Source organism: Nocardioides baculatus (genome assembly GCF_016735675.1).
Taxonomy (GTDB): domain Bacteria; phylum Actinomycetota; class Actinomycetes; order Propionibacteriales; family Nocardioidaceae; genus Nocardioides; species Nocardioides baculatus.
The window spans coordinates 526626-550884 of sequence record NZ_JAERSG010000001.1; the positions used below are offsets into that span (position 1 = coordinate 526626).

25 protein-coding genes are annotated in these 24259 nt (G+C 72.5%); 9 read left to right on the forward strand and 16 right to left on the reverse strand.

Annotated elements, in window-relative coordinates; translation table 11 throughout:
• The first annotated feature begins 28 nt into the window (after window positions 1-28).
• Together JI751_RS02535 and JI751_RS02540 are read left to right on the forward strand one after the other, a co-directional pair.
• The gene (locus JI751_RS02535) at window positions 29-2530 is read left to right on the forward strand and encodes an MMPL family transporter (protein ID WP_201933029.1); all 2502 of its coding nucleotides are present in this window, start codon (window positions 29-31) and stop codon (window positions 2528-2530) included.
• A gap of 149 nt (window positions 2531-2679) precedes the next feature.
• Entirely contained in the window at window positions 2680-3450 is a 771-nt protein-coding gene (locus JI751_RS02540) for an HAD-IIA family hydrolase (protein ID WP_236665675.1), read from the forward strand.
• Window positions 3451-3465: 15 nt separating this feature from the next.
• Here JI751_RS02540 and chrA read toward each other — a convergent pair whose 3' ends face one another.
• The 9 genes from chrA to JI751_RS02585 form a co-directional block, all read right to left on the reverse strand.
• A complete protein-coding gene (gene chrA, locus JI751_RS02545; protein WP_201933037.1) occupies window positions 3466-4830 on the reverse strand; it encodes a chromate efflux transporter in 1365 nt (454 codons plus the stop codon).
• Between the two features lie 65 nt (window positions 4831-4895).
• On the reverse strand, window positions 4896-5138 hold the full coding sequence (locus JI751_RS02550) for a hypothetical protein (RefSeq protein WP_201933039.1): 243 nt from the start codon (window positions 5136-5138) through the stop codon (window positions 4896-4898).
• Between the two features lie 214 nt (window positions 5139-5352).
• Window positions 5353-5979 carry a DUF2238 domain-containing protein gene (locus JI751_RS02555; protein ID WP_201933042.1) on the reverse strand — a complete coding sequence of 209 codons (627 nt, stop codon included), beginning with the start codon at window positions 5977-5979 and terminating at the stop codon, window positions 5353-5355.
• 65 nt (window positions 5980-6044) lie between these two features.
• Window positions 6045-6953, reverse strand: coding sequence for a cation diffusion facilitator family transporter (locus tag JI751_RS02560; RefSeq protein WP_201933044.1), 909 nt, complete (start codon window positions 6951-6953; stop codon window positions 6045-6047).
• Between the two features lie 48 nt (window positions 6954-7001).
• Entirely contained in the window at window positions 7002-7784 is a 783-nt protein-coding gene (locus JI751_RS02565; protein ID WP_201933048.1) for a hypothetical protein, read from the reverse strand.
• A gap of 2 nt (window positions 7785-7786) precedes the next feature.
• Window positions 7787-8656 carry a DUF2705 family protein gene (locus JI751_RS02570; RefSeq protein WP_201933051.1) on the reverse strand — a complete coding sequence of 290 codons (870 nt, stop codon included), beginning with the start codon at window positions 8654-8656 and terminating at the stop codon, window positions 7787-7789.
• Window positions 8653-9621 (reverse strand): ABC transporter ATP-binding protein, encoded by a 969-nt coding sequence (locus tag JI751_RS02575; RefSeq protein ID WP_201933054.1) that lies wholly within the window; start codon window positions 9619-9621, stop codon window positions 8653-8655. The genes JI751_RS02570 and JI751_RS02575 overlap by 4 nt, the downstream gene beginning before the upstream one ends.
• 43 nt (window positions 9622-9664) lie before the next feature.
• Window positions 9665-11077 carry a sensor histidine kinase gene (locus JI751_RS02580; RefSeq protein ID WP_307813730.1) on the reverse strand — a complete coding sequence of 471 codons (1413 nt, stop codon included), beginning with the start codon at window positions 11075-11077 and terminating at the stop codon, window positions 9665-9667.
• Window positions 11074-11748: a response regulator transcription factor gene (locus JI751_RS02585; protein ID WP_201933056.1), complete on the reverse strand. Its 675-nt coding sequence runs from the start codon at window positions 11746-11748 to the stop codon at window positions 11074-11076. The genes JI751_RS02580 and JI751_RS02585 overlap by 4 nt, the downstream gene beginning before the upstream one ends.
• A 91-nt stretch (window positions 11749-11839) precedes the next feature.
• On the opposite strand from JI751_RS02585, the gene JI751_RS02590 reads away from it, so the two are divergent.
• Window positions 11840-13102, forward strand: coding sequence for a COG4705 family protein (locus JI751_RS02590; protein WP_201933062.1), 1263 nt, complete (start codon window positions 11840-11842; stop codon window positions 13100-13102).
• Between the two features lie 25 nt (window positions 13103-13127).
• On the forward strand, window positions 13128-13877 hold the full coding sequence (locus JI751_RS02595; RefSeq protein WP_201933064.1) for an ABC transporter permease: 750 nt from the start codon (window positions 13128-13130) through the stop codon (window positions 13875-13877).
• Between the two features lie 146 nt (window positions 13878-14023).
• On the opposite strand, the gene JI751_RS21380 is transcribed toward JI751_RS02595, so the two are convergent.
• Together JI751_RS21380 and JI751_RS02605 are read right to left on the reverse strand one after the other, a co-directional pair.
• Window positions 14024-15373, reverse strand: a complete 1350-nt coding sequence (locus tag JI751_RS21380) for a HAMP domain-containing sensor histidine kinase (protein WP_201933065.1) — start codon at window positions 15371-15373, stop codon at window positions 14024-14026.
• Window positions 15373-16038, reverse strand: a complete 666-nt coding sequence (locus JI751_RS02605) for a response regulator transcription factor (RefSeq protein ID WP_201933066.1) — start codon at window positions 16036-16038, stop codon at window positions 15373-15375. Before JI751_RS02605 ends, JI751_RS21380 begins: the two co-directional genes overlap by 1 nt.
• Before the next feature lie 123 nt (window positions 16039-16161).
• Here JI751_RS02605 and JI751_RS02610 point away from each other — a divergent pair, with 123 nt between their 5' ends.
• Together JI751_RS02610 and JI751_RS02615 are read left to right on the forward strand one after the other, a co-directional pair.
• Window positions 16162-16638, forward strand: coding sequence for a DUF2231 domain-containing protein (locus tag JI751_RS02610; RefSeq protein ID WP_201933067.1), 477 nt, complete (start codon window positions 16162-16164; stop codon window positions 16636-16638).
• Between the two features lie 42 nt (window positions 16639-16680).
• Window positions 16681-17952, forward strand: coding sequence for an MFS transporter (locus tag JI751_RS02615; protein WP_201933068.1), 1272 nt, complete (start codon window positions 16681-16683; stop codon window positions 17950-17952).
• A 106-nt stretch (window positions 17953-18058) separates the two neighbouring features.
• Here JI751_RS02615 and JI751_RS02620 read toward each other — a convergent pair whose 3' ends face one another.
• From JI751_RS02620 to JI751_RS02640, 5 genes are all read right to left on the reverse strand, one after another.
• Window positions 18059-19069: an aldo/keto reductase family protein gene (locus JI751_RS02620; protein ID WP_201933069.1), complete on the reverse strand. Its 1011-nt coding sequence runs from the start codon at window positions 19067-19069 to the stop codon at window positions 18059-18061.
• 160 nt (window positions 19070-19229) lie between these two features.
• Window positions 19230-19886 carry a Pr6Pr family membrane protein gene (locus tag JI751_RS02625; RefSeq protein ID WP_201933070.1) on the reverse strand — a complete coding sequence of 219 codons (657 nt, stop codon included), beginning with the start codon at window positions 19884-19886 and terminating at the stop codon, window positions 19230-19232.
• A gap of 6 nt (window positions 19887-19892) precedes the next feature.
• A complete protein-coding gene (locus JI751_RS02630; RefSeq protein ID WP_201933072.1) occupies window positions 19893-20120 on the reverse strand; it encodes a biotin/lipoyl-binding carrier protein in 228 nt (75 codons plus the stop codon).
• A gap of 48 nt (window positions 20121-20168) precedes the next feature.
• Complete coding sequence (locus tag JI751_RS02635) at window positions 20169-21392, reverse strand: hypothetical protein (RefSeq protein ID WP_201933074.1); 1224 nt, start codon at window positions 21390-21392, stop codon at window positions 20169-20171.
• 11 nt (window positions 21393-21403) lie between these two features.
• Window positions 21404-22171 carry a carbon-nitrogen hydrolase family protein gene (locus tag JI751_RS02640; RefSeq protein WP_201933075.1) on the reverse strand — a complete coding sequence of 256 codons (768 nt, stop codon included), beginning with the start codon at window positions 22169-22171 and terminating at the stop codon, window positions 21404-21406.
• Window positions 22172-22203: 32 nt separating this feature from the next.
• Between JI751_RS02640 and mobA the strand changes: the two genes are divergently transcribed.
• From mobA to JI751_RS02655, 3 genes are all read left to right on the forward strand, one after another.
• On the forward strand, window positions 22204-22779 hold the full coding sequence (mobA, locus tag JI751_RS02645; protein ID WP_201933076.1) for a molybdenum cofactor guanylyltransferase: 576 nt from the start codon (window positions 22204-22206) through the stop codon (window positions 22777-22779).
• An 82-nt stretch (window positions 22780-22861) separates the two neighbouring features.
• Window positions 22862-23185 (forward strand): DUF6457 domain-containing protein, encoded by a 324-nt coding sequence (locus tag JI751_RS02650; RefSeq protein WP_201933077.1) that lies wholly within the window; start codon window positions 22862-22864, stop codon window positions 23183-23185.
• 4 nt (window positions 23186-23189) lie between these two features.
• Window positions 23190-24158: an NAD(P)H-quinone oxidoreductase gene (locus JI751_RS02655; protein WP_201933078.1), complete on the forward strand. Its 969-nt coding sequence runs from the start codon at window positions 23190-23192 to the stop codon at window positions 24156-24158.
• The last annotated feature ends 101 nt before the right edge of the window (window positions 24159-24259 follow it).

Consider the following 24259-nt stretch of genomic DNA (forward strand, 5'->3'; position numbering starts at 1 on the left):
CGACCCCCGTACCCGAAAGGCCATCCCCATGGCTGAGCTCCTCTACCGCATCGGTCGCTTCTCCGCGCGCCGCCACTGGACCGTCATCGGCGCCTGGCTCGCGGTCCTCGTCCTGACCGGGGTGACGTACGCGTCGTTCGCCGGCGCGCTGTCCTCGGCGATCTCCCTGCCCGACACCCCGACCACGCGGGTCTCCGGCCAGCTCGAGCGCGACTTCGAGGGCACCGGCGGCGGCAATGGCACGATCGTCGTGGAGTCGACCGACGGGTCCGCGCTGACGGACGACCAGAGGCAGGAGGTGCTCGCGCTCTTCGACCGCATCAAGCAGGTCGACGGGGTCGACGAGGTGACCGACCCGTTCGCCACGCAGCAGCAGGTGGACGACGCCGCGGAGCGGGTGGCGGGCGGGCGCGAGCAGCTGAACGACGGTCGGGTGAAGATCACCGAGGCACAGGGGCAGATCGACGGCGGTCGGGCCGCGCTCGAGGAGCAGCGCCGCCAGGCCCGCGCCGACGGCACGCTGGCCGACGTACGCGCCCAGCTCGACGCGGCCGAGCAGCAGCTCGACGACGGCCAGGCCGAGCTCGACCGCCAGCGCGCGACGATCGACGAGCAGGCGCCGCAGCTCGAGCAGGGCGAGACCCTGAGCCGGCTGGCGTCCGGCTTCCGCACGGTGTCCGAGGACGGGTCCGCCGCCGTCGCCAACGTCGTCTTCCCCGTCTCGATCAACGAGGTCGACGTCGAGACCAAGACCGCGATCGAGGACCTCGTCACCGACGCCGCCATCGACGGCGTCGCGATCTACCCCTCCCAGGACATCGCCCAGACCGTCCCGTCGATCCTCGGCCCGGGCGAGGTCGCCGGCGTCGTCATCGCCGCGATCGTCCTCTTCCTCATGCTGGGCACCGTCCTCGGCGCCGCGCTGCCGCTGGTCACCGCGCTGCTCGGGGTCGGGATCGCCTCGCTGGCGTCGCTGTCGTTCTCCGGGCTCGTCGAGTTCGTGTCCGTCACGCCCGTGCTCGGCGTGATGCTCGGCCTCGCGGTCGGCATCGACTACTCGCTCTTCATCATCAACCGCCACCGTCGCCAGCTGAAGCAGGGCGTCGAGCTCGCCGAGTCGATCGGCCTGGCCAACGGCACGTCCGGCAACGCCGTCGTCTTCGCCGGGGTGACCGTGATCGTGGCCCTGCTCGCGCTCAACGTCACCGGTGTCGGCTTCCTCGGCCTCATGGGCACCGTCGGTGCCGTCGCGGTGCTGGTCGCCATCCTCATGGCGGTCACGCTGACCCCGGCCGTGCTGTCCCTGGTCGGCCCGCGGATCCTGAAGCGGCGCGAGCGCACCCGCACCACCGGGACGTCGTACGACGACCACGCGACGACCGCGGCCGACGAGCCCATGAGCGACGCCCGCGCGTGGACGGTGCTCGGGCTCGGCATCGTGGCCCTGCTGGTCGTCGCCGCGCCCGCGACCCAGATGCGGCTCGGGCTGCCCGACGGCTCCACCCAGCCGCCCGACTCGGCTGCCTACCAGGCCTACGAGGTGCAGGCGGAGAAGTTTGGCGCCGGCTCCAACGGCCCGCTGCTGGTCGTCGCCGACCTGCCCGGCCCGATCGCCGAGGACGAGGTGACCGCCGAGCAGGCCGCACTCGGCGCGCAGCTCGGCCGGGCCTGGAACGTCGACGCCGTCGTGCCCATCGGTGCGTCGAAGGACCGGTCCGCCCTGGCCTTCCAGGTCGTCCCCGGTGGGTCCCCGACGGACCGGTCGACCGCGGAGCTGGTGCAGAACCTGCGCTCGACGACGCTCGACACGGCGTCGGGCGGCGAGGCCACCCTCGGCGTCGCCGGCAACGCCAGCGCGGGCATCGACATCTCCGACCAGCTCTCGAGCGTGCTGCCGGTCTACCTCGTGCTGGTGGTCGGGCTCTCGATGCTCATCCTGGTGCTGGTCTTCCGCTCGATCCTGGTGCCGCTGACCGCCACGCTCGGATTCGTCCTGTCACTGCTGGCGGCCTTCGGCGGGATCACCGCGATCTTCCAGCTCGGCTTCCTCGGCGACCTGTTCGGGGTGCATGCGCCGGGCCCGGTGCTGAGCTTCCTCCCGATCATCGCGACCGGCATCCTCTTCGGCCTCGCGATGGACTACCAGCTCTTCCTGGTCTCCGGGATGCGCGAGGCGCACGCGCACGGGGCGCCGGCACGGGTGGCGGTGCAGCACGGGCTGCGCGCCGGTCGGTCGGTCGTGACGGCGGCCGCGATCATCATGATCTCGGTCTTCGCGGGCTTCATCTTCTCCCACGACGCGACCATCAAGCCGATCGGTTTCGGGCTCGCCTTCGGCGTGCTGCTCGACGCGTTCGTGGTCCGGATGCTGCTGATCCCGGCCGCGATGCACCTGCTCGGCGAGGCGGCCTGGTGGCTGCCGGGTTGGCTCGACCGGCTCCTCCCGGACGTCGACGTCGAGGGTGCCCGGCTCGAGCGGACCCACGCGGTGCACGCCGCCGCGGACACCACAGCGCCGGTGTCGTCGTAGGCGCGCGGACCGAAGTGCCTGCGCAGCCCGCCGCCACGCTCGGGCGCGCGCCGTCGAACGACTTTGGTCCGCGCGCCTACGACCGGGCCGACGTGCCCGACAATGATCCCGTGAGCGACCAACGACCGGTGAACACGTGGCTGACCGACATGGACGGGGTGCTGGTCCGCGAGGAGGACCCGATCCCCGGGGCGAAGGAGTTCATCGCCACCCTGCGCGAACACGGCATCCCGTTCCTGGTGCTCACCAACAATTCGATCTTCACCCCGCGCGACCTGCGCCAGCGGCTCCTGCGCAGCAGCGGGATCGACGTGCCGGAGGAGTCGATCTGGACGTCCGCACTGGCGACGGCGCAGTTCCTCGACGACCAGCGTCCGGAAGGGACGGCGTACGTCGTGGGCGAGGCCGGGCTGACCGCGGCGGTCCACGACATCGGCTACGTGATGACGGACCAGGACCCCGACTACGTCGTGCTCGGCGAGACCCGGACCTACTCGTTCGAGGCCATCACCAAGGCGATCCGGCTGATCAACGGCGGCGCGCGCTTCATCGCGACCAACCCCGACCCGAGCGGGCCCAGCGCGCAGGGGATGCTGCCGGCCACCGGCTCGGTCGCGGCGCTGATCAGCACCGCGACGGGTCGACAGCCCTACTTCATCGGCAAGCCCAACCCGCTGATGATGCGCAGCGCGCTCAACCAGATCGAGGCGCACTCGGAGACGACGGTGATGATCGGCGACCGGATGGACACCGACATCATCAGCGGGCTCGAGGCCGGCATGCGGACGATCCTCGTCGCCACCGGTGCGACCGAGCGGCACCAGGTGGAGGACTTCCCCTACCGCCCCACCCGGGTCGTCGACTCGATCGCCGACGTCGTCCCGCTGGTCAGCGAGATGTACCTGCCCGACGCGGACTGAGCGCTCCGGTCGGCCTCATGCCGCCATCGCCAGGCCCAGCACGATCCCGGCGAGCGCGCACGCGCCGAGGGTGCGCAGCACGGACCACCTGCGCCAGAAGATGAGCACGCACCCGAGGACGGTGATCGCGAGCGACGCCGGGTCGATCGCGGTGAGGACCGGGAGCTCGACGTCCAGCGGCCCGCTGGTGAGCGTGCGGGTGTCGTCGAAGAGCATGTGCAGGGTGAAGAAGACCGCGAGGCTCGCGATGACGCCGACGACGGCCGCGGTGATCCCGGCCAGCGCGGCGGCGAGGTCGCGGTTGCCGCGGAGCCGCTCGACGTACGGCGCTCCGAGGAGGATGAAGAGGAAGCACGGGACGAACGTCACCCAGGTCGTCAGCAACGCCGCCAGGACTGCCGCGACCCACGGGTCGAGGTCGCGGGGCGCGCGGTAGGCGCCGACGAATGCGACGAACTGCACCACCATCACGAGCGGACCCGGCGTGGTCTCGGCGAGGGCGAGGCCGCGGACCATCTCGCCGGGCGCCAGCCAGCCGTAGACCTCGACCGCCTGCTGCGCGACGTAGGCCAGGACGGCGTACGCCCCGCCGAAGGTGACGAGCGCGGCCCCGGAGAAGAAGACCCCCTGATCGACGAAGATGCTCGAGCGACCGAACAGCACCCCCGCTGCGGCGACGGGCGCCCACCAGGCGACCAGGCCGACCGCGAGGGTCAGCGCGGCGCGGCGACCCGAGGGGCGCTCGGTGTGCAGCGCGTCGTCGCTGATCAGCGGTGGCGGGCCGTCGTCCGCCGCCGCTTTCGGCGGTGCGGTCAGCGTGGGAAGCCGACGACCGAGCACCCAGCCGGCGATCGCTGCGACGAGCACGACGGCGGGGAACGGCACGGCGAAGAAGGTGAGGGCGACGAACGAGGCCACGGCCAGCGCGACGAGGGCGGGATGACCGAGCCCCTTGCGCCCGACGCGGACCACGGCCTGCACGACGATCGCGATGACTGCGGGCGCGAGGCCCAGGAAGAGCGACTCGACGAGGGTGGTGTCGCCGAAGCCGACGTAGATGCCGGACAGGACGAGCAGTGCGACCACGCCGGGCAGGATGAAGAGGATGCCGGCGACGAGCGCTCCGCGAACACCGTTGAGGAGCCACCCGACGTAGGTCGCGAGCTGCTGGGCCTCGGGGCCGGGCAGCAGCGTGCAGTAGGAGAGCGCGAAGAGGAACCGCTGCTGGCCGATCCACCGCCTCTCGTCGACCAGCGTGCGCTGCATGACGGCGATCTGGCCGGCCGGTCCGCCGAAGGTCTGCAGCGAGATCGCGAACCACGCCTTCGTCGCCTCCCGCAGCGGGATGACGTCGCGGGTCGACTGCTCCGGTGCGGTCACGGGAGCACTCGACCGCGCGCGGTCCGGCTAAGTCAAGTCAGCCGGTCGAGTTTGGACCCGGTGGATCAGGCGGCGCGGCTGGGGCGGAGCCGGCGCACGAGGCGGTGCAGCGAGCTCTCGTGGGGCGCGGACCGCTTCAGGGGCAGCAGGTGGGTCAGGCCCTCGCGCTGCGCCATCAGGAGGATCGCGTCGTCCTCGTAGCCCTGGGCGAGCTGCTCGGCGGTCGCGATGTCGTCCCGCTCGACGGCCTCGTTGACCTGGCGCGCGTAGTGGTCGTGCAGCTGGTTGAGCTCGTCGATCAGTCTCATGGAACTCTCCTTCGGAAGGTCTGCTACATCCAGTGTGGCGATGCAATTGGAACGATCCAAGTCTGCGGCGGTGTGAGTTCCGTCAAGCACTCCTGCCGCTCCGCCCGCGGGTGGTAGTCCACCGGCATGTGGTCGTCCTGAGGGCCTCCGGACAGCCAGAACCCGGTGGACTACCCGGGCGGGGCAGCCAGGACCCGGTGGAGTACGCCGGGGGTCAGGCCGCGGAGAGCGGTGCGGGCTCGCGGAGGTACCCGCGTCGCCAGGCCCGGTGGATGACCAGCGCCGCGAGCACGGCACCCGCGGTGCCCAGCGAGAGGTCGCCCAGCGTGTCGGCGTACGCGAACTCGCGCTCGGTCGACTTGCTGATGAAGGCGAAGAACTCGGCCACCTCCCACGCGATCGCCGCCGTGGCGCCGAAGGCGAGGCCGCGCTCGAGGACGCGGCCGAGGCCGACGTCGCGCGGCAGCGTGAGCAGGATGAACGCCGCCGCGAGGAGGCCGGTGTTCATGAGGTGCATCCAGTCGTCGAACCACACGACCGTGTCGTAGAGGTCCATCCGGTTGCCGAGGATGTCGGTGAAGCAGGTGATCGTGATCAGCAGGTCGGGCAGCCAGGGGAAGGACATCCGGTCGCGCCACTGCGCCCACCACAGCAGCGGCACAGTGAACGAGATCAGCGGATAGGCGATGGCGCGCATGCCGGCGGCCTTGTCGCGCAGGTTGGCCTGGTCGGGGTAGAGCACCGCGAAGACCAGCATCAGCACGAGGGCGCCCTTGGCGAACACGTTGGCGCTCTTGGCGAAGGTCGGCGTCGCCGATCGCTCGACGGCAATCTCGGACACGCGCAACCCCACCCTTCGTCGCCCCCGACGGGGTGCGTGGACCGGTCAGTGTGCCAGCAGTCGCGTCACCACGTGGCTTCGCGGCACTCCCGCGCGGGGGTGACCTCGACCTGGAGGGTCGCGTGCTCGATGCCGTGGACCTCGCGCAGGGTGGACTGGGCGCCGGCCAGCACGGCCTGCGGGTCCGCGCCGACACCGGTGACGAGGTGGGCGGTCGCGACGTTCATCCCCGAGGTCAGCGTCCAGGCGTGCAGGTCGTGCACCTCCGCGACGCCGGCGACGCCCTCGAGGTCGCGGACGACCGCGTCGAGGTCGAGCCCCTCGGGCGCGTGCTGGCCGAGGACGGCCAGCACCTCGCGGCCGAGCATGACCGCGCGGACCGCGACGAAGACCCCGATCGCGACGGCGACCGCGGTGTCCCACTGCGCCGCACCGGTGAGGCCGACGAGGACACCGGCGGCGATGACGCCGACACTGCCGGCCGCGTCCGCCATCACCTCGAGGTAGGCACCCTTGACGTTGATCGACTCCTGCGCCCCGCCGCGCAGCAGCGCCAGGCAGACGAGGTTGATGACGAGCCCGATCGCGCCGACGACCAGCATCGGTCCGGACGACACGGCGACGTCCTCGCCGATCCGGCGTACGGCCTCCAGGACGACGTAGGCACTGACGCCGAGCATGACGAGCACCGTGAAGCCGGAGGCGAAGACCTCGGCGCGGTAGGAGCCGTACGTACGACGACCGGTGCCGTCGGGCCGGGTCGCGATCTTCGTCGCGACGAGCGCGGCGCCGAGGGCGACCACGTCGGCGGCCATGTGGCCGGCGTCGGAGATCAGCGCCAGCGAGCCACTGACCAGGCCGACCACGAGCTCGACGCCGAAGAAGGCGGCGACGAGGCCGAACGCGACGGCCAGCCGCCAGCGGTGCCGACCACCGGCGTGGCCGGCGTGGCCGTGCGAGTGCCCGTGCCCCATCGGTCCTCCCCTCGGCTGTCCTTGGGAGGACCGATGATAGGTCGCCCGTCAGGCCGGCATCTCCAGCGTCACCGGCTTGGACGGTCCCACTCCCCGGGTGAGGCGGACGGTGAAGGTCACCTCGGCGGCAGCTGTCGGAACGGGCGTGTCGAAGGAGAACGTGCCGGTCTGCTCCTCGTCGACGTCGATCGGCACCGTGCCGAGGTCCGTGCTGCCCGCAGTCGCAGTGATGGTGCCGCGGCACCCGTCGCTGCCGGTGCCGCAGGTCGCCTGGACCGACACGCGGCCGTCTCTGTCGGGGCGCAGGGCCGTGGTCGTCACGCCGAGGAGTGAGGGGAACTCGACGCCGGTGGGCGAGCTGTCGCCGTGGGGGTCGAAGCAGCCGTCGAACTCCGAGACGGGATTGGTCACCTCGCGGCCCTTCGTGTCGGTGAGGGTGGCGAAGCCGACGAGCTTGCTGGGCCCACCGGCGGTCCAGCAGCCGTTGCTGTGGACCTGGAGCTCGAACTTGCCGTAGCCCTCGGGCGGCATCGGGTTGTCGGGGTCGGTCCAGCTGACCAGGCAGTTCCAGTTGCTGCCGGCGCCCACGTCGGGCTCGACGGCGCCGCCCTTGTCGCACATCGCGGTGGCGTGGAGCGACGCGGGAGTGACGCCAGGGTGGCCGAGCAGCACGGCCTGGTCGGCGTACAGGTTCGAGAAGGTGGTGGGCAGCGATCGCTCCAGACGGGCGCGGGTGATGGAGCTGCCGCCGCCCGAGCCGGCGACGACGGCGCCGCCGACGGCGAGCACGACGACGATCGCGGCGACGAGACTGATGACGAAGCGACGCATGGTCAACCTCCGGTGATGTCGCGGTGACGAAGGACGAGGAAGGCGGCGACCAGGCTGGCCCCGCTCCACACGGCGCTGGAGAGCACGCCGTCGAGGATCGGGCCGGTGAACCTGGGCTCCGCGAGGAGGCCGTGCCAGGCCTCGAAGGGGGTGGTGAGCAGGTACGGGCGGATCGCCTCGATGCCGCCGAGCGAGCCCACCAGCTGCATGACCATGCCGATCACGACCGGGGCGGCGATGCCGACGGCCGCGTTGCGCGACCAGACCGAGAAGAGCAGCGCGAGACAGGTGAAGGCGATCAGCGGCGGAGCCATCGTGGCCCAGCTCGCGGCCACCAGCCCGAGAGCAGCGCCCGGCTCGATGAGCTGGCCCGAGAGCCCGGTCAACGGCTGGCGACCGACGATCAGGAGGCTGGCCCCGATGGTGGCCGCGGCCAGCACGACCAGCGCCACGAGCCCGAAGACGACCGAGACGAGGACCTTCGCCCAGAACAGCCGCGAGCGGCTGACCGACCGGGTGAGCACCGTCTTCCAGGTGCCGTGCTGGTCCTCGCTCGCGAAGGCGTCGCCGGCGACGATCGCCGTGACGAGCGGGAGGATCCACTGGCTGGCGAAGCCGAGGACCAGCAGGGACATCGCGAAGCCGTTCTCGGTGGAGAAGCGGCCGAAGAGGCTGTCCTTGGGCGGCCGCGACTGGGCACCGACGACGAGCACCACGGCGACCGGCGCGAGCAGGGTGCCGACGAGGAGAGCCCTCGAACGCAGCTGGGCGCGCAGCTTGCGCGTCTCCCAGAGGATCGCGGAGCCGAGGCCGGCTTCCTTCCTCGCACAGGTGTTCGACGGGCGAGGCGAGGCGAGGGTGCTGGCGGTCATCGCACGGCCTCCTTCCCGCGCAGTCGCACGTCGTCCGGGCGGGCGTCGGTGAGCATGAAGAACAGCGCCTCCAGGGGCGTGCGCGTCGGGGTGAAGGCCAGCAGCGGCACCTCCGCACGGACCAGGTCGGCGACGTAGGCCGACAGGTCGCGTTCGGAGCCCGTGGCGACGAGCCCGCCGTCCGGCGCAGGCTCGACGACGACGCCCGGGTGCCGGGCGCGGCCGATCGCGACGGCCTGCCGGTCGTCGCCGGTGCGGAGCAGGTGTCCGGGGTCGGGTGCCATCGCGCGCAGGTCGTCGATGGTGCCGTGGAAGGCCACCGACCCGCGGTTCATGATCGTGACGTTGTCGCAGATCTCCTCCACCTCGTCCATGTGGTGCGAGGAGAGCAGCACCGTGAGGCCGCCGTCGGCGAGCCGCTTCACGAGGGCCCGCATGTCCCGGATGCCACCCGGGTCGAGGCCGTTGGCGGGCTCGTCGAGCACCAGTAGGCGCGGACTGCGCAGCAGGCTCGCCGCGACGCCGAGGCGCTGGCGCATGCCGTAGGAGTAGCCGCCGACCTTGTCGTCCTCACGGCCGGTGAGGTCGACGACGTCGAGCACCTCCTCGAGCCGGTCGGGCAGGCCGGAGCCATCGAGCAGGCGTAGCCCCTCGAGGTTCTGCCGACCGGTCAGGTAGGGGTAGAACTTCGGGCTCTCGATGAAGCCGGCGACGCCGTCCAGGGTGCGTACGTCGTCGCGGGACCAGCTGCGCCCGAAGACGGCGATGGTGCCGCTGTCGGGCCGGATGAGGCCGAAGAGCATCCGGAGCAGGGTCGTCTTGCCGGCGCCGTTGGGGCCGAGGATGCCGTACACCTCGCCGGGCGCCACCCGCAGCGAGACGTCGTCGACGGCCACGAGCGGGCCGTACCTCTTGGTCACGCCGACCACGTCCACAGCGGGGTCGGCATCGGTTGTCAGGGTCATGCCCACAACGTAGGAATCCGAGGATGAAGGAACGATGAAGGCGCTACCCGAGCGACAGCAGCACGCTCACCGTCATCCGGCCGTCGTGGTCGCAGGCCTCCCCGGTCGCCGTGCCGGTCGAGACGTGGTGCCCGTCGAAGCACAGCCGCAGCTCCCCGCCCGACCGCACCACGAGGTGCTCGACCAGGGAGAGCCCGAGGCCCGCGCCGGGTCGTGACCTGGCCTCGGGGGCGCGGCTGAACCGCCGCGTGACCTGCGCCAGGAGGTCCGGCGGCAGGCCCGGTCCGGCGTCCGACACGGAGAGGACGGCGTACGACCCCTGCCCCTGCCGGCGTACCCCGACCCGGACCGGCGGCGCGCCGTGCGCGAGGGCGTTGGCGAGGAGGTTGGTGACGATGCGCTCCAGCGACTGTCGGTCGGCACGGACCTCGACGGGGTCGCTGGTCGCCACGTCGACCCCGGCCGCCCGGTCGGGATGGGCCGCCTGCCAGCGTGTGACCTCGCCGCGCGCGACCGCGGTCAGGTCGCTCACCCCCTCGGGAGGCGCTACGTCCGCGGGCTCGCGGTCGAGCTCGAGGAGCCGCTCGGCGAGGTCGGCCAGGCGGGTCACGTCGACGGCGAGCTCGGCGAGCACCGCCTCGTGCTCGGCGACCGAGCGCTCGCGCCGACGGGCGAGCTGGATGCGCGACTGCAGCAGGGTGAGCGGTGTGCGCAGCTCGTGGCTGGCGTCGCCGACGAACTGCCGCTCCCGGTCCAGCGACTCGTCGAGGGCGGCGAGCATCTCGTTGAGCGTGTGCCCCAGCCGGGTCACCTCGTCGTCCCGCTCGTCGTCCACGTCGAGCCTCAGGTGAGAGGACCCGGCCGCGATCTCGGCGGCCCGCCGGCGGTAGCGCTCGACCGGCCGCAGCGCCATCCGGGCGAGCTGGTCGCCGACCAGCGAGGCGACGACGAGCGCACCCAGACCGGCCAGCGACATCTGGAGCAGCAGCTCGCGCAGCGCCTCGTCACGGTGGTCACGGCGCACCGCGATCACGAGGTATGCCGCCTCGCCCTCGTCGTCGAGGGCCGCCACCTCCACGCGGAAGGGCGCGTCGGCGACGGGCAGCAGGCTGCCGACGTCGAGGGTGCTGGACCCGATGGTCGGCAGGCTGGTGCGTCGGACGAGTGGTCGGTCCGGCGCCGGACCACCCGAGTCGAGCACCGCTCCGCCGGCGTCGAGCACCTGCCATCCGGTGCCGGTCGCGTCCGCCGCCGCGGCCGAGGTGACCGTGCCGGCAGCGTCCACCAGTGGGGTGATCACGCCGCGGGCGGCGGAGATCTCCGTGTCGAGGCCACGGTCGAGGGCGTACTGGACGCGCCAGTAGACGAACCCGCCGGCGACCACCAGGAGCAGGAGCATCGCGGCCGAGAACCCGGCGACGAGCCGCACCCGCAGCGGGAGGCGGCGGACGTTCACGCGCGCTCGAGCCGGTAGCCAGCGCCGCGCACGGTGGTGATGCTTGAGGTCCCGAACGGCTTGTCGACCTTGGCCCGGATCGCTCCGAGGTGCACGTCGATCACGTTGCTGCGCAGGTCGGTCTCGCCGTCCCAGACCTCGTCGAGGATCGTGAACCGCGAGACCACCCGGCCCGCGCGGCTGGCGAGCAGCCAGAGGATGTCGAACTCGCGGGCCGAGAGCTCGATGGCGACCCCACCCCGGCTGACCGCCCGGGCACCCACGTCGACCACGAGGTCACCGACCGCCACCGCCTGCTGCTCGTCGTACGACGACCGCCGGAGGAGTGCGCGCAGCCGGGCGAGCAGCTCGTCGAGGTCGAACGGCTTGGCGAGGTAGTCGTCGGCCCCGGCGTCGAGGCCGTGGATCCGGTCGCGCACCTTGCCCCGGGCGGTGAGCACGAGCACCGGCGTGGTGACGCCGACGTCGCGGAGGCGGCGGCACAGGGTGAGTCCGTCGAGCTCCGGCAGCATCCAGTCGAGCAGCAGGACGTCTGGAGCGGGCTCGGTCAGCGCCCTGGCGTACGCCGCCCGGCCGTCACCGACGACGTCGACTTCCCACCCGGCCTCGGCCAGGCCTTGGGCGAGGACCGCGGCGAGGCGGGAGTCGTCCTCGGCGACCAGCACGCGCATGCGTCCACTCTGCACCCCTCGCCGTCACCGGAACGCTCCCTCGACCACACCAGTCAGGTAGGAGGCAGGTTGTCACTCGCACCGTGGTGCCATGACCACACGCACCGTGCCCGTGCCGACGACCCGGCAGCTGCTCACCAAGGTCCCCGAGGTCACCATCTGGTTCTGGGTGATCAAGATCCTCTGCACGACCGTCGGTGAGAGCTTCGCCGACTGGATCAACATGACGCTCGGGGTGGGGCTGGTGAACACGGCGCTCCTCTTCACCGTCGTGTTCGTCGTCGTGCTGGCGGTGCAGATGCGCCTGCGCCGCTACGTGCCCGCCGCCTACTGGCTGACGGTCGTGGTCGTCAGCGTGACCGGGACGCTCTACACCGACATCCTCACCGACCAGCTCGGCGTCCCGCTCTGGATCAGCACCGCCGTGTTCTCGGTGCTCCTCGCGGCGACCTTCGCGGTCTGGTGGGCGCGCGAGCGCACGCTCTCGATCCACAGCATCACCACGACCCCGCGCGAGGGCTTCTACTGGTTCGCCGTGCTGGTCACCTTCGCGCTCGGCACCGCGGCCGGCGACTGGACCCTCGAGCTGACCGGCTGGGGACCGGGCCTGTCGATCCTGCTGCCCCTCGGCCTGATCGCGCTCGTCACCCTGCTGTGGTTCGCGGGTGCCGACGCGGTGCTGGCCTTCTGGGTCGCCTACATCCTCACCCGCCCGCTCGGCGCCAACATCGGCGACTGGTTCGGCCTGCCGCGCAGCGAGCAGGGGCTCGGCATCGGCGTCTTCGGCACCAGCCTGATCTTCCTCGGCGCGATCCTCGCGACGGTCGCCTACCTGTCGTGGAGCAAGGCCGACGTGATTGAGGTGCAGGACGACACGGCGTACGTCCCGGAGTCCTCGCCGCAGCGGCGACGCGCCACCCTCGCAGTGATGGTGGCTGCTGCCGCGGCCACCGTCGCGCTCCTCGCCTGGGCGAACGCCCAGCCGCACCAGAGCGCGCTCGCCGAGGAGGGCCCCGCACCGTCGTGCAGCAGCGGCGCGGCCCTCGACCAGGCGCAGGCGACCCAGCAGGTCGCCGGCGACTTCCCCGGCGACGAGGTAGCGAAGTACCGCACGATCGTCCGGGACACCCGCAGCCTGGCCGACGGCGGCGACGCGCAGGCGGCGGCCACCCGGGTCACCGACCTCGAGACCGCGTGGGACGACGACCAGGCCGCCCTGCAGCCGAAGAACTGCCAGGCGTGGACCTTCGTCGACACGCAGATCGACGGCGTGCTCACCGCGGTCCGCGCCTCGAGCCCCGACCGCGCCACCGAGGACCAGGCGATGGGCGCGCTCCTCACCACGCTCGGCTGACCCATCGGACGGCTACGGTCGGGCTGTGCACGACGTCGTCGACTACGCCTGGTTCGGAGCCGGGCTGCTCGTCGTCGTGCTCAGCACGGTCGCCGTCGCCTGGCGCGCCGGCGTCGGGCTCGGGTGGGCGCCGCTGACCTCGCTGGCCCGTGCGGTCGTGCAGCTCGGCATCGTGGCGCTGCTGCTCCGCGGCATCCTGACCGTGCCGTGGACCGTCGTCGCATTCCTCGTCCTCATGCTGACCACGGCGTCCTGGACCGCGTCCGGGCGGCTCCACGAGTTGTGGCACGGACGACGCATCGCGGTCCTCGGCGTCGTCGCGGGCGCCGGGACCGCGCTCGTCCTGGTCTTCGCCCTGCGCCTCGTCGACCTCGAGGTGCGCTACCTGGTGGCGGTCGCCGGGATCATCATCGGCAACGCGATGAGCGCGGCGACGCTGGCCGGTCGCAACTTCCTGCGGGGTGTGCGCCACCGCCGCGACGAGGTCGAGGCGTGGCTGTCGCTCGGTGCGTCGCCGTCGCGGGCACACCTCGAGATCGGTCAGGAGGCCGTGCGCGAGTCGCTCCTGCCGAACCTCGACCAGACCCGCTCGACGGGTCTCGTCACCCTGCCCGGCGCGTTCGTCGGTGCGCTCTTCGGTGGCGCGAGCCCGGCGGTGGCTGCGCAGTTCCAGCTCGTCGTGCTCGCCGGCATCGCGCTGGCGATGACGCTCACCGGGGTGATCGTCACGCGGCTGCTGGGGCGCTCACCCCACCTGCCGGCCACACCGTCCTGACCTCCGGAGAGCGGACCCTTCCCCGGGGGGAACGAGCGAGCCCGGTCACCCGCTGGGGGTGGGAGCGGGTCCGTCCCGGGGGAAGACGGACCCGCTCCTCACGAAGGATGCGACACCGCACCTGCAAGGAACCTGACTGCCGGTCCTCAGCGTCGCGGCAGCCGCACGCGGAAGCGCGCTCCTCCGCCCGGCGTGGGCGGGTCGAGGTCGACCTCACCACCGACGGACCGCGCCACCCGCTGGGCGATGCCCAGCCCGAGTCCCGCACCGCCGGCCGCGGAGACGCCGGGCTGGAAGAGGTGCTCGCGGACGGACGGGTCGACGCCGTCGCCGTCGTCGGCGATCACGAGCTCCACCCGGTCCGGCAGGTCGACGGCCTCGACCACGACTCGCTGCCGGGCGTGGCGGGCGGCGTTGTCCACGACGGGCGCGACGGCGCGCACGACCAGGCCGGCGGGCGCGGCGATGCGGGCCGTGGAGCCGGCGGTCCGGTCGACGACCTCGACCCGACCGGCGGCGGCCGCCACGAGCCCCGGCACGAGGTCCGCGACCCGGCACTCTTCCCGGCCGGCCGTCGTGCGGTCACGGGCGAGGTCAAGGAGGGTGGTGATGACCGCGCCCATCTCGCGGGCGGAGGCGGCGATCTGCTCGAGGTCCTCGCGCACCGCCGGCTCCTCGACACCGCGCAGGAGCGCGAGGTCGGCCGACCCCTGGATCGCGGTGAGCGGGGTGCGCAGCTCGTGGGCGAGCTCGGAGGTCAGCCGCTGCTCGGAGCGGATGACCGAGGCGACCCGGTCGAGCAGGTGGTCCAGCGTCTCGCCGAGCGCGGCCAGCTCGTTGTTCGGTGGACCGAGCGCGAAGCGGTGCGCGAGGTCGTGCTCGCTCCACTCCGAGGCCCGCTCGGCCATCACGGCGACGGGCTTCAGCGCCTGCGCCGTGACGCGCCACGCCATCACGGCGGTCGCCCCGACGACCAGCACGCCCAGGACGACGGCGGCAAGGAAGGCGTACAGCTCCGACCGCTCGTAGGGTCCGGACTCCTGGCTCGCCACGAGCACGCCGGCCTCCCCGTCCGCAGTGACGAACGGGGTGGCCAGCAAGCGGTCCTCGTGCTCGCCGCCTCGGGCCAGGCGGGCGGTCCGCGTGGTCGCGAGCGAGTCGGCGACGTCGCGGACCTCGACCTCGACCGACCCCGCAACCCGCTCGCCGGAGGCGTCGTAGACGACCATGCCGGGCTGGAGGTCGTCCGCGGTGAGGCTCAGGGCACCTGACATCTCCTCGAGCTGGTCGACCATCACCGCGGACCGGTCCTGCAGCACCTGCTGGATGTCGCGCTTGGCGGCGTACTCGAGCACGAGATGGGTGCCGAGGACCACGACGACCATCGCGAGCGCCATGAAGCCGACCGTCGAGACGACGATCGAGGCCCGGAAGGACTGCGGCGCGAACCTGCGCAGCCCCGGCGGCTCGGAGTCGGGTGGTGCGGTCTCGTCCATCACCTCAGTGTGTAGCCGACGCCCCGCACCGTGGTGAGCTCGAGGGGCGAGTCGACCTCCCGGAGCTTGACCCGGATGCGGCGCACGTAGGAGTCGACGGTGTTGTCGCTGACGATGCCGCCCTGCGGCCACGCGGCGGCGACCACCGCGCGACGTCGTACGACCTCGCCGGGGCGCGACGTGATCGCCGCGAGCATCCGGAACTCGGTCGGCGTCAGCATCGACTCCCGGCCGTTGCAGGACACCGAGTGCCGGGCCGGGTCGAGGACGAGGTCGGTCGGTGCCTCGGCGACGACGAGGCGGCCGCGCTTGGCGAGCGCCTCGACGCGCGCGATCAGCTCGAGCACGTCGAACGGCTTGGCGAGGTAGTCGTCGGCGCCGGCACTGAATCCGGCCAGCCGTTCGTGGACCGCGCCGAGCGCCGTGAGGAACAGCACCGGCGCCGACTGGCCGGCCGAGCGCAGGGCCTGGCACACGTCGCGCCCGTCAGCGTCGGGCAGGCCGATGTCGAGGATCACCACGTCGAGTGCGTCATCCTCGACGAACGTGCGCAGCGCCTCGCCGCCGTCGTGCGCGACGACGACCTCGTGGCCCGCGAGCCGCATCGCGTCGCCGACGACGCGACGGATCGCCGCGTCGTCCTCGCAGAGGCCTACGCGGGCCATCAGGCGATCACCTGGTCCGGGCACGTCACGGGACCAGCCTGCCCGATCGCGCCTGCACACAACCTGACTGAACGCCTTCTTCCAGTCAGGTGGCGTGCAGGTTCGAGGCCTAGGGTCGGTGACATGTTCGATCTCATCAATGGCCTGCCGATCCACCCGCTGGTGGTCCACGCCGTCGTCGTGCTGCTGCCACTGGCCACCCTCGGCACGATCGCCCTCGTCGTACGTCCCTCGTGGCGACGACCCTACGGCCCGCTGTTGGTCGCGATCGCTGCCGTGGCGACGGTCCTCATCCCCGTCTCGACGTCGAGCGGCGAGGCGCTGGAGAAGCGCGTCGGCAATCCCGGCGAGCACGCGGAGCTGGGTGACCAGCTGATCTGGTTCGCCCTGCCGATGCTCGTCCTGCTCGCCGCGCTCGTGTGGCTCGACCGGCGTACGCCCCGGAGCACCGACACCGGCTCGCGGCCGTCGCAGGCCGGGTCGCTCAAGGCCGTCGCCGTGCTCGCCCTCGTGGCCGCGCTCGCGACCAGCGTGCAGGTCTACCGCGTCGGCGACTCCGGCGCCCGCGCCGCCTGGGGCGACCAGGTCTCATCGGGCTGACCTGCTGCGGGGCCGGGTCCGGGCCTCGCCTAGCCTGCGGAGGTGGAGAGGCGACTGCTGGCGGACACCCGCCCGCTCGCCAACCCCCACTTTCGCCGCCTGTGGCTGGCCAACATCGTCACGGTCATCGGCGCGCAGCTGACCGTCGTGGCGGTGCCCGCGCAGATCTACGCGATGACCGGCTCGTCGGCCTACGTCGGCCTGACCGGCGTCTTCGGCCTGGTCCCGCTGGTGGTCTTCGGGCTGTGGGGCGGTGCGCTCGCGGACGCCTTCGACCGCCGGACGCTCCTGCTGGTCACCACGACGGGGCTGATCCTCACCTCGGCCGGCTTCTGGCTGCAGGCCGCGCTGGGGGCCGAGGACGTGTGGCTGCTGCTCACGCTCTTCGCCGTGCAGCAGGCGTTCTTCGCGGTCAACCAGCCGACCAGGTCGGCGCTGCTGCCGCGACTGCTCGACCACGACCTGCTGCCCGCGGCCAACTCGCTCAACATGACCGTCATGCAGGCCGGCGGCATCGCGGGGCCGCTGGTGGGCGGGGCGCTGATCCCGATCATCGGCTTCTCGTGGCTCTACCTGCTCGACACGATCACCCTCTTCGCGACCCTGGGTGCCGTCGTCGGCCTGCCCGCGCTGCCGGTGATCGGCGCGACCGTAGCGCCCGGCCTCGGTGCTGTCGTCGACGGCTTCCGCTACCTCCGCACCCAGCCGGTGCTGATGATGTCCTTCGTCGTCGACATCATCGCGATGGTCTTCGGGATGCCGCGGGCGCTGTTCCCCGAGATGGCCGACGTCGACTTCGGCGGACCGAGCGAGGGCGGCCTGGCGTTCGCCCTGCTCTTCGCCGCGATCCCGCTCGGCGCGGTGGTCGGCGGCGTGCTGTCCGGCTGGGTGTCGCGCGTGGAGCGCCAGGGCCTCGCCGTCGTCGTCGCGATCCTCGTGTGGGGCTTCGCGATGGTCGGCTTCGGGGTCGCGGCGATGCTGGCGTCGTACGCCCCCGCGCTGATGCTCGGCGTCGCGGTCCTGATGCTCGCGATCGGCGGGGCCGCCGACATGGCGTCCGCCGCCTTCCGTACGTCGATGCTGCAGTCCGCCGCGGCCGACGAGGTCCGCGGGCGGCTCCAGGGCATCTTCATCGTCGTGGTCGCCGGCGGCCCGCGCATCGCCGACGTCGCCCACGGCGCCACGGCCGCGGCCACGGGTGCGGCGGTCGCCGCGGCGGGTGGCGGCGTGCTGGTGGTGGTCGGCACGGTCGCGGCGGCCCTCGCCGTACCGGCCTTCGTGCGCTACCGCGTCACGCGGCCGACGTACTCCTGAGGCTCACGCGGACACGTGTCCGAGCTGTGGCCCTCGATCCGCAGGTCCAGGGGCCATCTCTCGGACACGTGTCCGGCGCGGGTGCGCCACCACAGGCGCACGACGGTCAGACGACGCGGCCCTTCGGGGTGTTCTCCGCGGTCAGCTTCGGGTCGCGGATCACGACCGAGCCGAGGGCCTCGTCGATGCGCTTCATCACGTCGTCGTCGAGCTTCACCCCGGCGGCCTTGACGTTGTCGGCGACCTGCTCGGGGCGGGAGGCGCCGACGAGGGCGGCGGCGACGTTGTCGTTCTGGAGGACCCAGGCGATCGCGAGCTGCGCCATGGTGATCCCGCAGTCGGCGGCGATCGGCTCGAGGCCCTGGACGGCGGTCAGCACGTCGTCCTTCATCCAGCGCTCGATCATGTCCGACCCGCCCTTGGTGTCGGTCGCGCGCGAGCCGGCCGGCGGCTCGGCTCCGGGCTTGTACTTGCCGGTCAGCACGCCCTGGGCGATCGGGCTCCACACGATCTGGGAGACGCCGAGCTCGCGGGAGGCCGGGACGACCTCGTCCTCGATGACGCGCCAGAGCATCGAGTACTGCGGCTGGCTGGAGATCAGCTGGAAGCCGAGCTCCTTGGACAGCTCGACGCCCTGGCGGAGCTGGTCGGCGGTCCACTCGCTGACGCCGATGTAGAGCGCCTTGCCCTGGCGGACGACGTCGGCGAACGCCTGCATCGTCTCCTCGAGCGGCGTCTCGTGGTCCCAGCGGTGCGCCTGGTAGAGGTCGACGTAGTCGGTCTGCAGCCGCTCGAGGGAGCCGTCGATCGCCTCCATGATGTGCTTGCGGGACAGGCCGGTGTCGTTCTTGCCCTTCGGGCCGGTCGGCCAGTAGACCTTCGTGAAGATCTCCAGCGACTCGCGGCGCTCGCCCTTCAGCGCCTCGCCGAGGACGGTCTCCGCCGCCGTGTTGGCGTACACGTCCGCGGTGTCGAACGTCGAGATCCCCTCGTCGAGCGCGGCGCGCACGCACTGGGTGGCGACGTCGTTCTCGACCTGGGAGCCGTGGGTGAGCCAGTTGCCGTAGGTGATCTCAGAGATCTTCAGTCCGCTGTTGCCGAGGTATCGAAATTCCATTCCACCGACACTAGGGCGTCCCGCAAACCCCTCGGCCTGCTACGAGCCGCCCATCATGCACGCTGGCTGCGTTGTCCTCGGCTCGATGCGGCTGCGCCACGCCTTCGCTCGTCCGCCTTGCCATCGCACGCGCTGGACGGCTCTCGCGACGACCGGGGGGTTAGCGGCCCACCCCGCGAGGCACCGGGCGCAGCCGCCGGTCGAGCCACGCGTAGAGCGCGAACAGGAGGAGGAAGAGGATCGTGATGCCGGCGCAGGCGATCCCTACCGCCCCCCAGCCGCCCTCGTCGGGGTCGAGGAACGGGTAGGGCACCCAGCCCGACAGTCGGCCGACAATGAGGGTGAGGACCAGCCACACCACGGGCCAGACCAGGGCGTACGCCGCCACGCGCAGGTCGGCGCGCGGCCGCGGGCCGACGAGGGCCCAGGCCGCGACGGCCAGGACCGGGACGACCATGTGCAGCAGCTTGTCGGCGACCCAGTCGGCGCCGTCGAGGTCGAGGAGCGGGCGCAGCAGGAAGAAGTGCACGAGCCCGGTGACGGTGATCCCGACGAGGGCGGCGAGCCGCGCCACCCGGAAGCCCCGCCCGTCGCGCTCCGGGTCGCGGGCGAGCAGGCTCGAGGTGACCGCGACGAGGATGTTGCTCTGGATCGTGAAGTACGCGAAGTAGCGCGCCAGGCGGAGCGGCAGCGCGGGCGGGTCGGTCTCGTCGAGGATCACCGTCCCCTTGACGACCAGCGCGAGCTGGAGCAGCAGCGCGATCCACGCCACCACCGCCACGACCACGTGCACCTGCCGGGCACGCGTGGCGGTCATCGCTCGTCAGTCCAGGACCACGAGGACGTCGCCGTCCTGCACCACGTCGCCGACGGTGACCTTGACCGCCGTGACCGTCCCGGCCCGCTCGGCGAGCATCGGGATCTCCATCTTCATCGACTCCAGCAGCACGACGGTGTCGCCGGCCTCGACGCGGTCGCCCTCGGCGACCTCGATCGTCAGCACGTTGGCGACGAGCTCGGACACGATCTCGAGGGAGGTGCTGCGGGCCATGCGCCCGACGCTAGCGGTTACCGGCACGTAGCCGCCGATCGGCCCCGCTCACAGCTCCGCGAACCGGCTCGGCTCCGGACGGTGCGGCCCGGCCTCCTCGGCGCGACGGGCGCCCCGGCCCTTCGGACCGGTCAGCGCCAGGTCGACGCGGATCACGAGGTAGCCGAGGACGATCCCCAGCACGAGGGAGTACAGCACCCGCAGTCCCGACTCGGCGTAGGAGGTGTCGATCGCCGTCAGGCCCGACGCGATCGGCACGGTCGCCGCGACGCCGAAGGCGCAGACCCACCAGCCCTGGCGCCGACGGGCACGCACGTGGGTGCCCCAGACAATGGCCGGGATGCCGAGCAGCACGACGAGCGGCCGCGGGAACGCACCGATCCTCTCCGACGTGGCGTCGGCGAAGTCGAGCACCGACGAGACGAAGGTCTGGGCGCCGTAGCGGCGCAGCAGCTCGGCGTACGCCAGGGTCGCGACGAGGACGGCGAGCCCGATCGCGACGATGACCAGCCCGCGTCGACCGAGGCCGTGGAGGCCGGCGCCGAGGCGGTAGACGATCGTGAAGACCAGGGCCAGCGCCAGCAGCAGCGCGGCGATGTCGAAGCGCTCCGCGGCGACCGTGGGCTCGAAGCCGACGGCCGCGAAGGCGGTCACGGCGGCGACGAGGGATGCGATGAGGGTCTCGCGGACGGCCTTGAGGAAGGTGACCGCCGGCACCGTCACCATGACGGCGTACACGCTGCCGACCACGCAGGTCAGCACCGCCGCCCCGGTCGGCAGCACCCGGCCGCCGACGACCAGGCTCGCGACACCGAGCGCCAGCGCGAGGCCCGCCGAGACCAGCGCGCGGCCGGCCGTACGGGTCGCGAGGAGCCAGGACAGGGCGGTCACCACGGCGACCGCTCCGGCGCCGTCGAGCCACCCGGGGAGCGTGAAGCCCTCGACCGTCGGCTCGTGGCCGAGGATGCCGGCGACCGCGGAGGCGCCCAGGGCCGCCGCACCGAGCAGCAGCACGGCGAACCAGAGGAGCAGCAGCACCTTGCGCGGACCCTCGGGTGCCGGCGCGTCCGTCGAGGGGTCGTGCGGCTCGGGCGACCCGACCCGGTCGGGCGGCGTGACCGGCGCCGGCACGGAGTCCCGGGCGGCCTTCGCGGGGAGCGGCGGCTCCTTCGGCTCGGCCTCCCGGCGCCGGCGCAGCCGCGACGGCGGTCGCTCCGCGGCCCGCTTGCCGCGGGCGGACCCGCGGGGGCTGTCGGAGGGGGTGGTCGGCACGTCGGAGGAGGTTACAGCCGTCGGTTGGCCAGGGACGGGTTGGTACGACGGGTCGCGCTGAGGTCGGCACGGTCGAGGACGGCCTCGAAGGTGGCCTCGCCACCCGCTGCCTCGCCGAGCACCTCACCCATCGGGCCGACGACCGCGGAGTGGCCGCAGTAGCGCGGCTCGGGCTGGGCCGCGCCCACCACGAAGCAGGTGTTCTCGATCGCGCGGGCCGCCAGCAGGGTGCGCCAGTGCTCGACCTTGCGGTCGCCCGGCAGCCACGCGGCCGGCACGACGATCACCTCGGCGCCGGCGTCCACGAGGCGCCGCGCGAGCTCGGGGAAGCGCAGGTCGTAGCAGGTCATCAGGCCCACCTGCCACCCTGCGACCTCGATGACCACCGGCTCCGTCGCGCCGCCGGTGATGCGGTCGGACTCCCGGTAGCCGAACGAGTCGTAGAGGTGGATCTTCCGGTAGCGCCCTGCACTGGTGCCCGCGGCGACGAGGGTGTTGTAGGGCCGGGCGGGGTCGTCGGCGACCTCGAACATCCCCGCGACGGCGGTGCAGTCGGCTGCTCGGGCGACCCGGTCGAGCTCGCTCGCGAAGGGGCCGTCGAGGGGCTCGGCGAACGCGCTCACGTCGGAGCCCGCCTCCCCGAAGTCGCGCGCGTACGCCTCCGGGAGGACCACCAGGTCGGCGCCGGGCGTGACGCCCTCGGCGAGACGGGCCCGGTTGGCGGCGGGATCCAGCCCGCTCGCCCACTGGTGCACGCGGACCCGCAGGGTTTCGGTCATGGCGTCCAGCGTAGGGCTGCGAGACTGGCCGCATGGACCTCGACCTCGCGGCACGCTTCTGCGGCGTGGTGCTCGCCGGCGGGACGGCTGCCCGCATGGACGGGATCGACAAGGGCGCCGTCGAGCTCCACGGCCGCACCCTGCTGGAGCTCGCGGTCGACGCCTTCGTCGACGCCGACGAGGTCGTGGTGGTCGCGCCGGCGAGCGTCCGGACCGAGCGACCGGTGACCTTCGTCCACGAGGACCCGCCACGCGGTGGGCCTGTCGCCGGTCTCCTGACCGGTGTCGACGTGCTGCTCCGCCGGCCGGCCCACATCGGGGTCCTCGCCGTCGACATGCCCCGCGTGACGCCCGCGACGATGCGCCGGCTGCGCGAGGCCGCGACGGGCCGGGACGGCGCGTTCCTGGTCGGCGCCGACGGTCGGAGGCAGCTGGCCGGGGTGCTCGACGCGGCCCGCCTGGCCGGCGTACGACCGGGACTGGAGGCGCAGCACGGCATGGCGTTGCACCGGCTGCTCGCTCCGCTCGACCTCGCCAAGGTGCCGGCGATCGGCGACGAGGCGGTCGACATCGACTCGTGGGCCGACCTGCGCGACCTCGGCGGATGAAGGTCGGACGAGGATCGGATGAGGGTCGGGCGAGGGCGGGTCAGCCTTGCCGCCGACGGGTGGGGTGAGCAAGATGGGGACCGTGAACCTTCACGACTGGATCGATGAGCTCGCCGACGTGCTCGACGTCGAGACCGAGGTCGACGAAGGACTGATCCTCGACCTCGCCCGCGTCGCCGCGCACGAGGTGCAGAGGACCGCCGCGCCGATCTCGGCGTACCTCCTCGGCTTCGCCGCAGGTGCCGGCAACCTCGACCCCGAGAAGATCGAGCGGCTCGCGGGCAAGGCCCAGCAGCTCGCCGAGAGCTGGGACCGGCCCGCCGACGCCCCCGACCCCGACGACGTCGACGACGACGTGCCCGACGACTCGACGGTCGACCACTCCACCGACCGCTACGAGGACTGACCCCTTGCGCGCAGTCGTCGCTGCCGTCACGGGCGGCCCCGAGGTCCTGTCCGTCGGCGAGGTCGACGCACCACGACCCGGTGCGGGCGAAGTCGTGATCGAGGTCGCCGCGACGGCCGTCAACCGCGCCGACACCCTGCAGCGGCAGGGCTTCTACCCGCCGCCGCCCGGTGCCTCCGACACGATCGGGCTCGAGTGCAGCGGCCGCATCGTCGAGCTCGGTGACGGGGCGACCGGCTGGTCGGTCGGCGACGAGGTCTGCGCGCTGCTCGCCGGCGGCGGGTACGCCGAACGCGTGGCGGTGCCGGTCGGACAGGTCATGCCGGTGCCGGGCGGCGTCTCCCTCGTCGAGGCCGCGTGCCTGCCCGAGGTCGCCGCGACCGTGTGGTCCAACGTGTTCATGACCGCCCACCTCCAGAAGGGCGAGCGCTTCCTGGTCCACGGCGGTGCCGGCGGGATCGGCACGATGGCGATCCAGCTCGCGGCCGCCCGGGGCGCCGAGGTGTTCACGACCGCCGGGTCGCCGGAGAAGCTCGAGCTGTGCCGCTCGCTCGGCGCCGCGCACGCCATCGACTACCGCGAGGACGACTTCGTCGAGGTGCTCACCGACGCCGGTGGTGCCGACGTGATCCTCGACAACATGGGCGCGAAGTACCTCGGCCGCAACGTCACCGCCCTCGCCACCGGCGGCCGGCTCGTGATCATCGGCATGCAGGGAGGCGCCAAGGGCGAGCTCGACATCAACGCCCTGCTCCGCAAGCGCGCATCGGTCACCGCAACCTCGCTGCGCGCCCGGCCCGTCACCGAGAAGGCCGCCATCTGCTGCGGCGTGGTCGAGAACGTCTGGCCCCTCGTCGCCTCCGGGGACGTCCGCCCGATCGTGGAGACGACGATGCCGCTCGAGGAGGTGGCGCGCGCCCACCAGCTGATGGAGGACGGGTCGCACTCCGGGAAGATCGTCCTCACCCTCTGAGCTTGCGTGGGCGGTGGCCCACCCACATTCGAGGACCCCGAGATGTGGCTGCACCACCGCCCGCCGGCGCGCCGTCGTACGACACTCGCGTGAGCGGTGGC

What these genes read in the sequence shown, in the direction of transcription:
- JI751_RS02605 (WP_201933066.1), bottom strand. Translation starts at nt 16,038, where the DNA reads ATGGCCCGCGTAGGCCTCTGCGAGGACGACGCGGCGATCCGTCGCGTC.
- JI751_RS02575 (WP_201933054.1), bottom strand. Translation starts at nt 9,621, where the DNA reads ATGACCCTGACAACCGATGCCGACCCCGCTGTGGACGTGGTCGGCGTG.
- JI751_RS02640 (WP_201933075.1), bottom strand. Translation starts at nt 22,171, where the DNA reads ATGACCGAAACCCTGCGGGTCCGCGTGCACCAGTGGGCGAGCGGGCTG.
- JI751_RS02590 (WP_201933062.1), top strand. Translation starts at nt 11,840, where the DNA reads ATGACCACACGCACCGTGCCCGTGCCGACGACCCGGCAGCTGCTCACC.
- JI751_RS02560 (WP_201933044.1), bottom strand. Translation starts at nt 6,953, where the DNA reads ATGGGGCACGGGCACTCGCACGGCCACGCCGGCCACGCCGGTGGTCGG.
- JI751_RS02620 (WP_201933069.1), bottom strand. Translation starts at nt 19,069, where the DNA reads ATGGAATTTCGATACCTCGGCAACAGCGGACTGAAGATCTCTGAGATC.
- JI751_RS02565 (WP_201933048.1), bottom strand. Translation starts at nt 7,784, where the DNA reads ATGCGTCGCTTCGTCATCAGTCTCGTCGCCGCGATCGTCGTCGTGCTC.
- JI751_RS02585 (WP_201933056.1), bottom strand. Translation starts at nt 11,748, where the DNA reads ATGCGCGTGCTGGTCGCCGAGGACGACTCCCGCCTCGCCGCGGTCCTC.
- mobA (WP_201933076.1), top strand. Translation starts at nt 22,204, where the DNA reads ATGGACCTCGACCTCGCGGCACGCTTCTGCGGCGTGGTGCTCGCCGGC.
- JI751_RS02625 (WP_201933070.1), bottom strand. Translation starts at nt 19,886, where the DNA reads ATGACCGCCACGCGTGCCCGGCAGGTGCACGTGGTCGTGGCGGTGGTG.
- JI751_RS02550 (WP_201933039.1), bottom strand. Translation starts at nt 5,138, where the DNA reads ATGAGACTGATCGACGAGCTCAACCAGCTGCACGACCACTACGCGCGC.
- JI751_RS02630 (WP_201933072.1), bottom strand. Translation starts at nt 20,120, where the DNA reads ATGGCCCGCAGCACCTCCCTCGAGATCGTGTCCGAGCTCGTCGCCAAC.
- JI751_RS02570 (WP_201933051.1), bottom strand. Translation starts at nt 8,656, where the DNA reads ATGACCGCCAGCACCCTCGCCTCGCCTCGCCCGTCGAACACCTGTGCG.
- JI751_RS02540 (WP_236665675.1), top strand. Translation starts at nt 2,680, where the DNA reads ATGGACGGGGTGCTGGTCCGCGAGGAGGACCCGATCCCCGGGGCGAAG.
- JI751_RS02535 (WP_201933029.1), top strand. Translation starts at nt 29, where the DNA reads ATGGCTGAGCTCCTCTACCGCATCGGTCGCTTCTCCGCGCGCCGCCAC.
- JI751_RS21380 (WP_201933065.1), bottom strand. Translation starts at nt 15,373, where the DNA reads ATGGACGAGACCGCACCACCCGACTCCGAGCCGCCGGGGCTGCGCAGG.
- JI751_RS02610 (WP_201933067.1), top strand. Translation starts at nt 16,162, where the DNA reads ATGTTCGATCTCATCAATGGCCTGCCGATCCACCCGCTGGTGGTCCAC.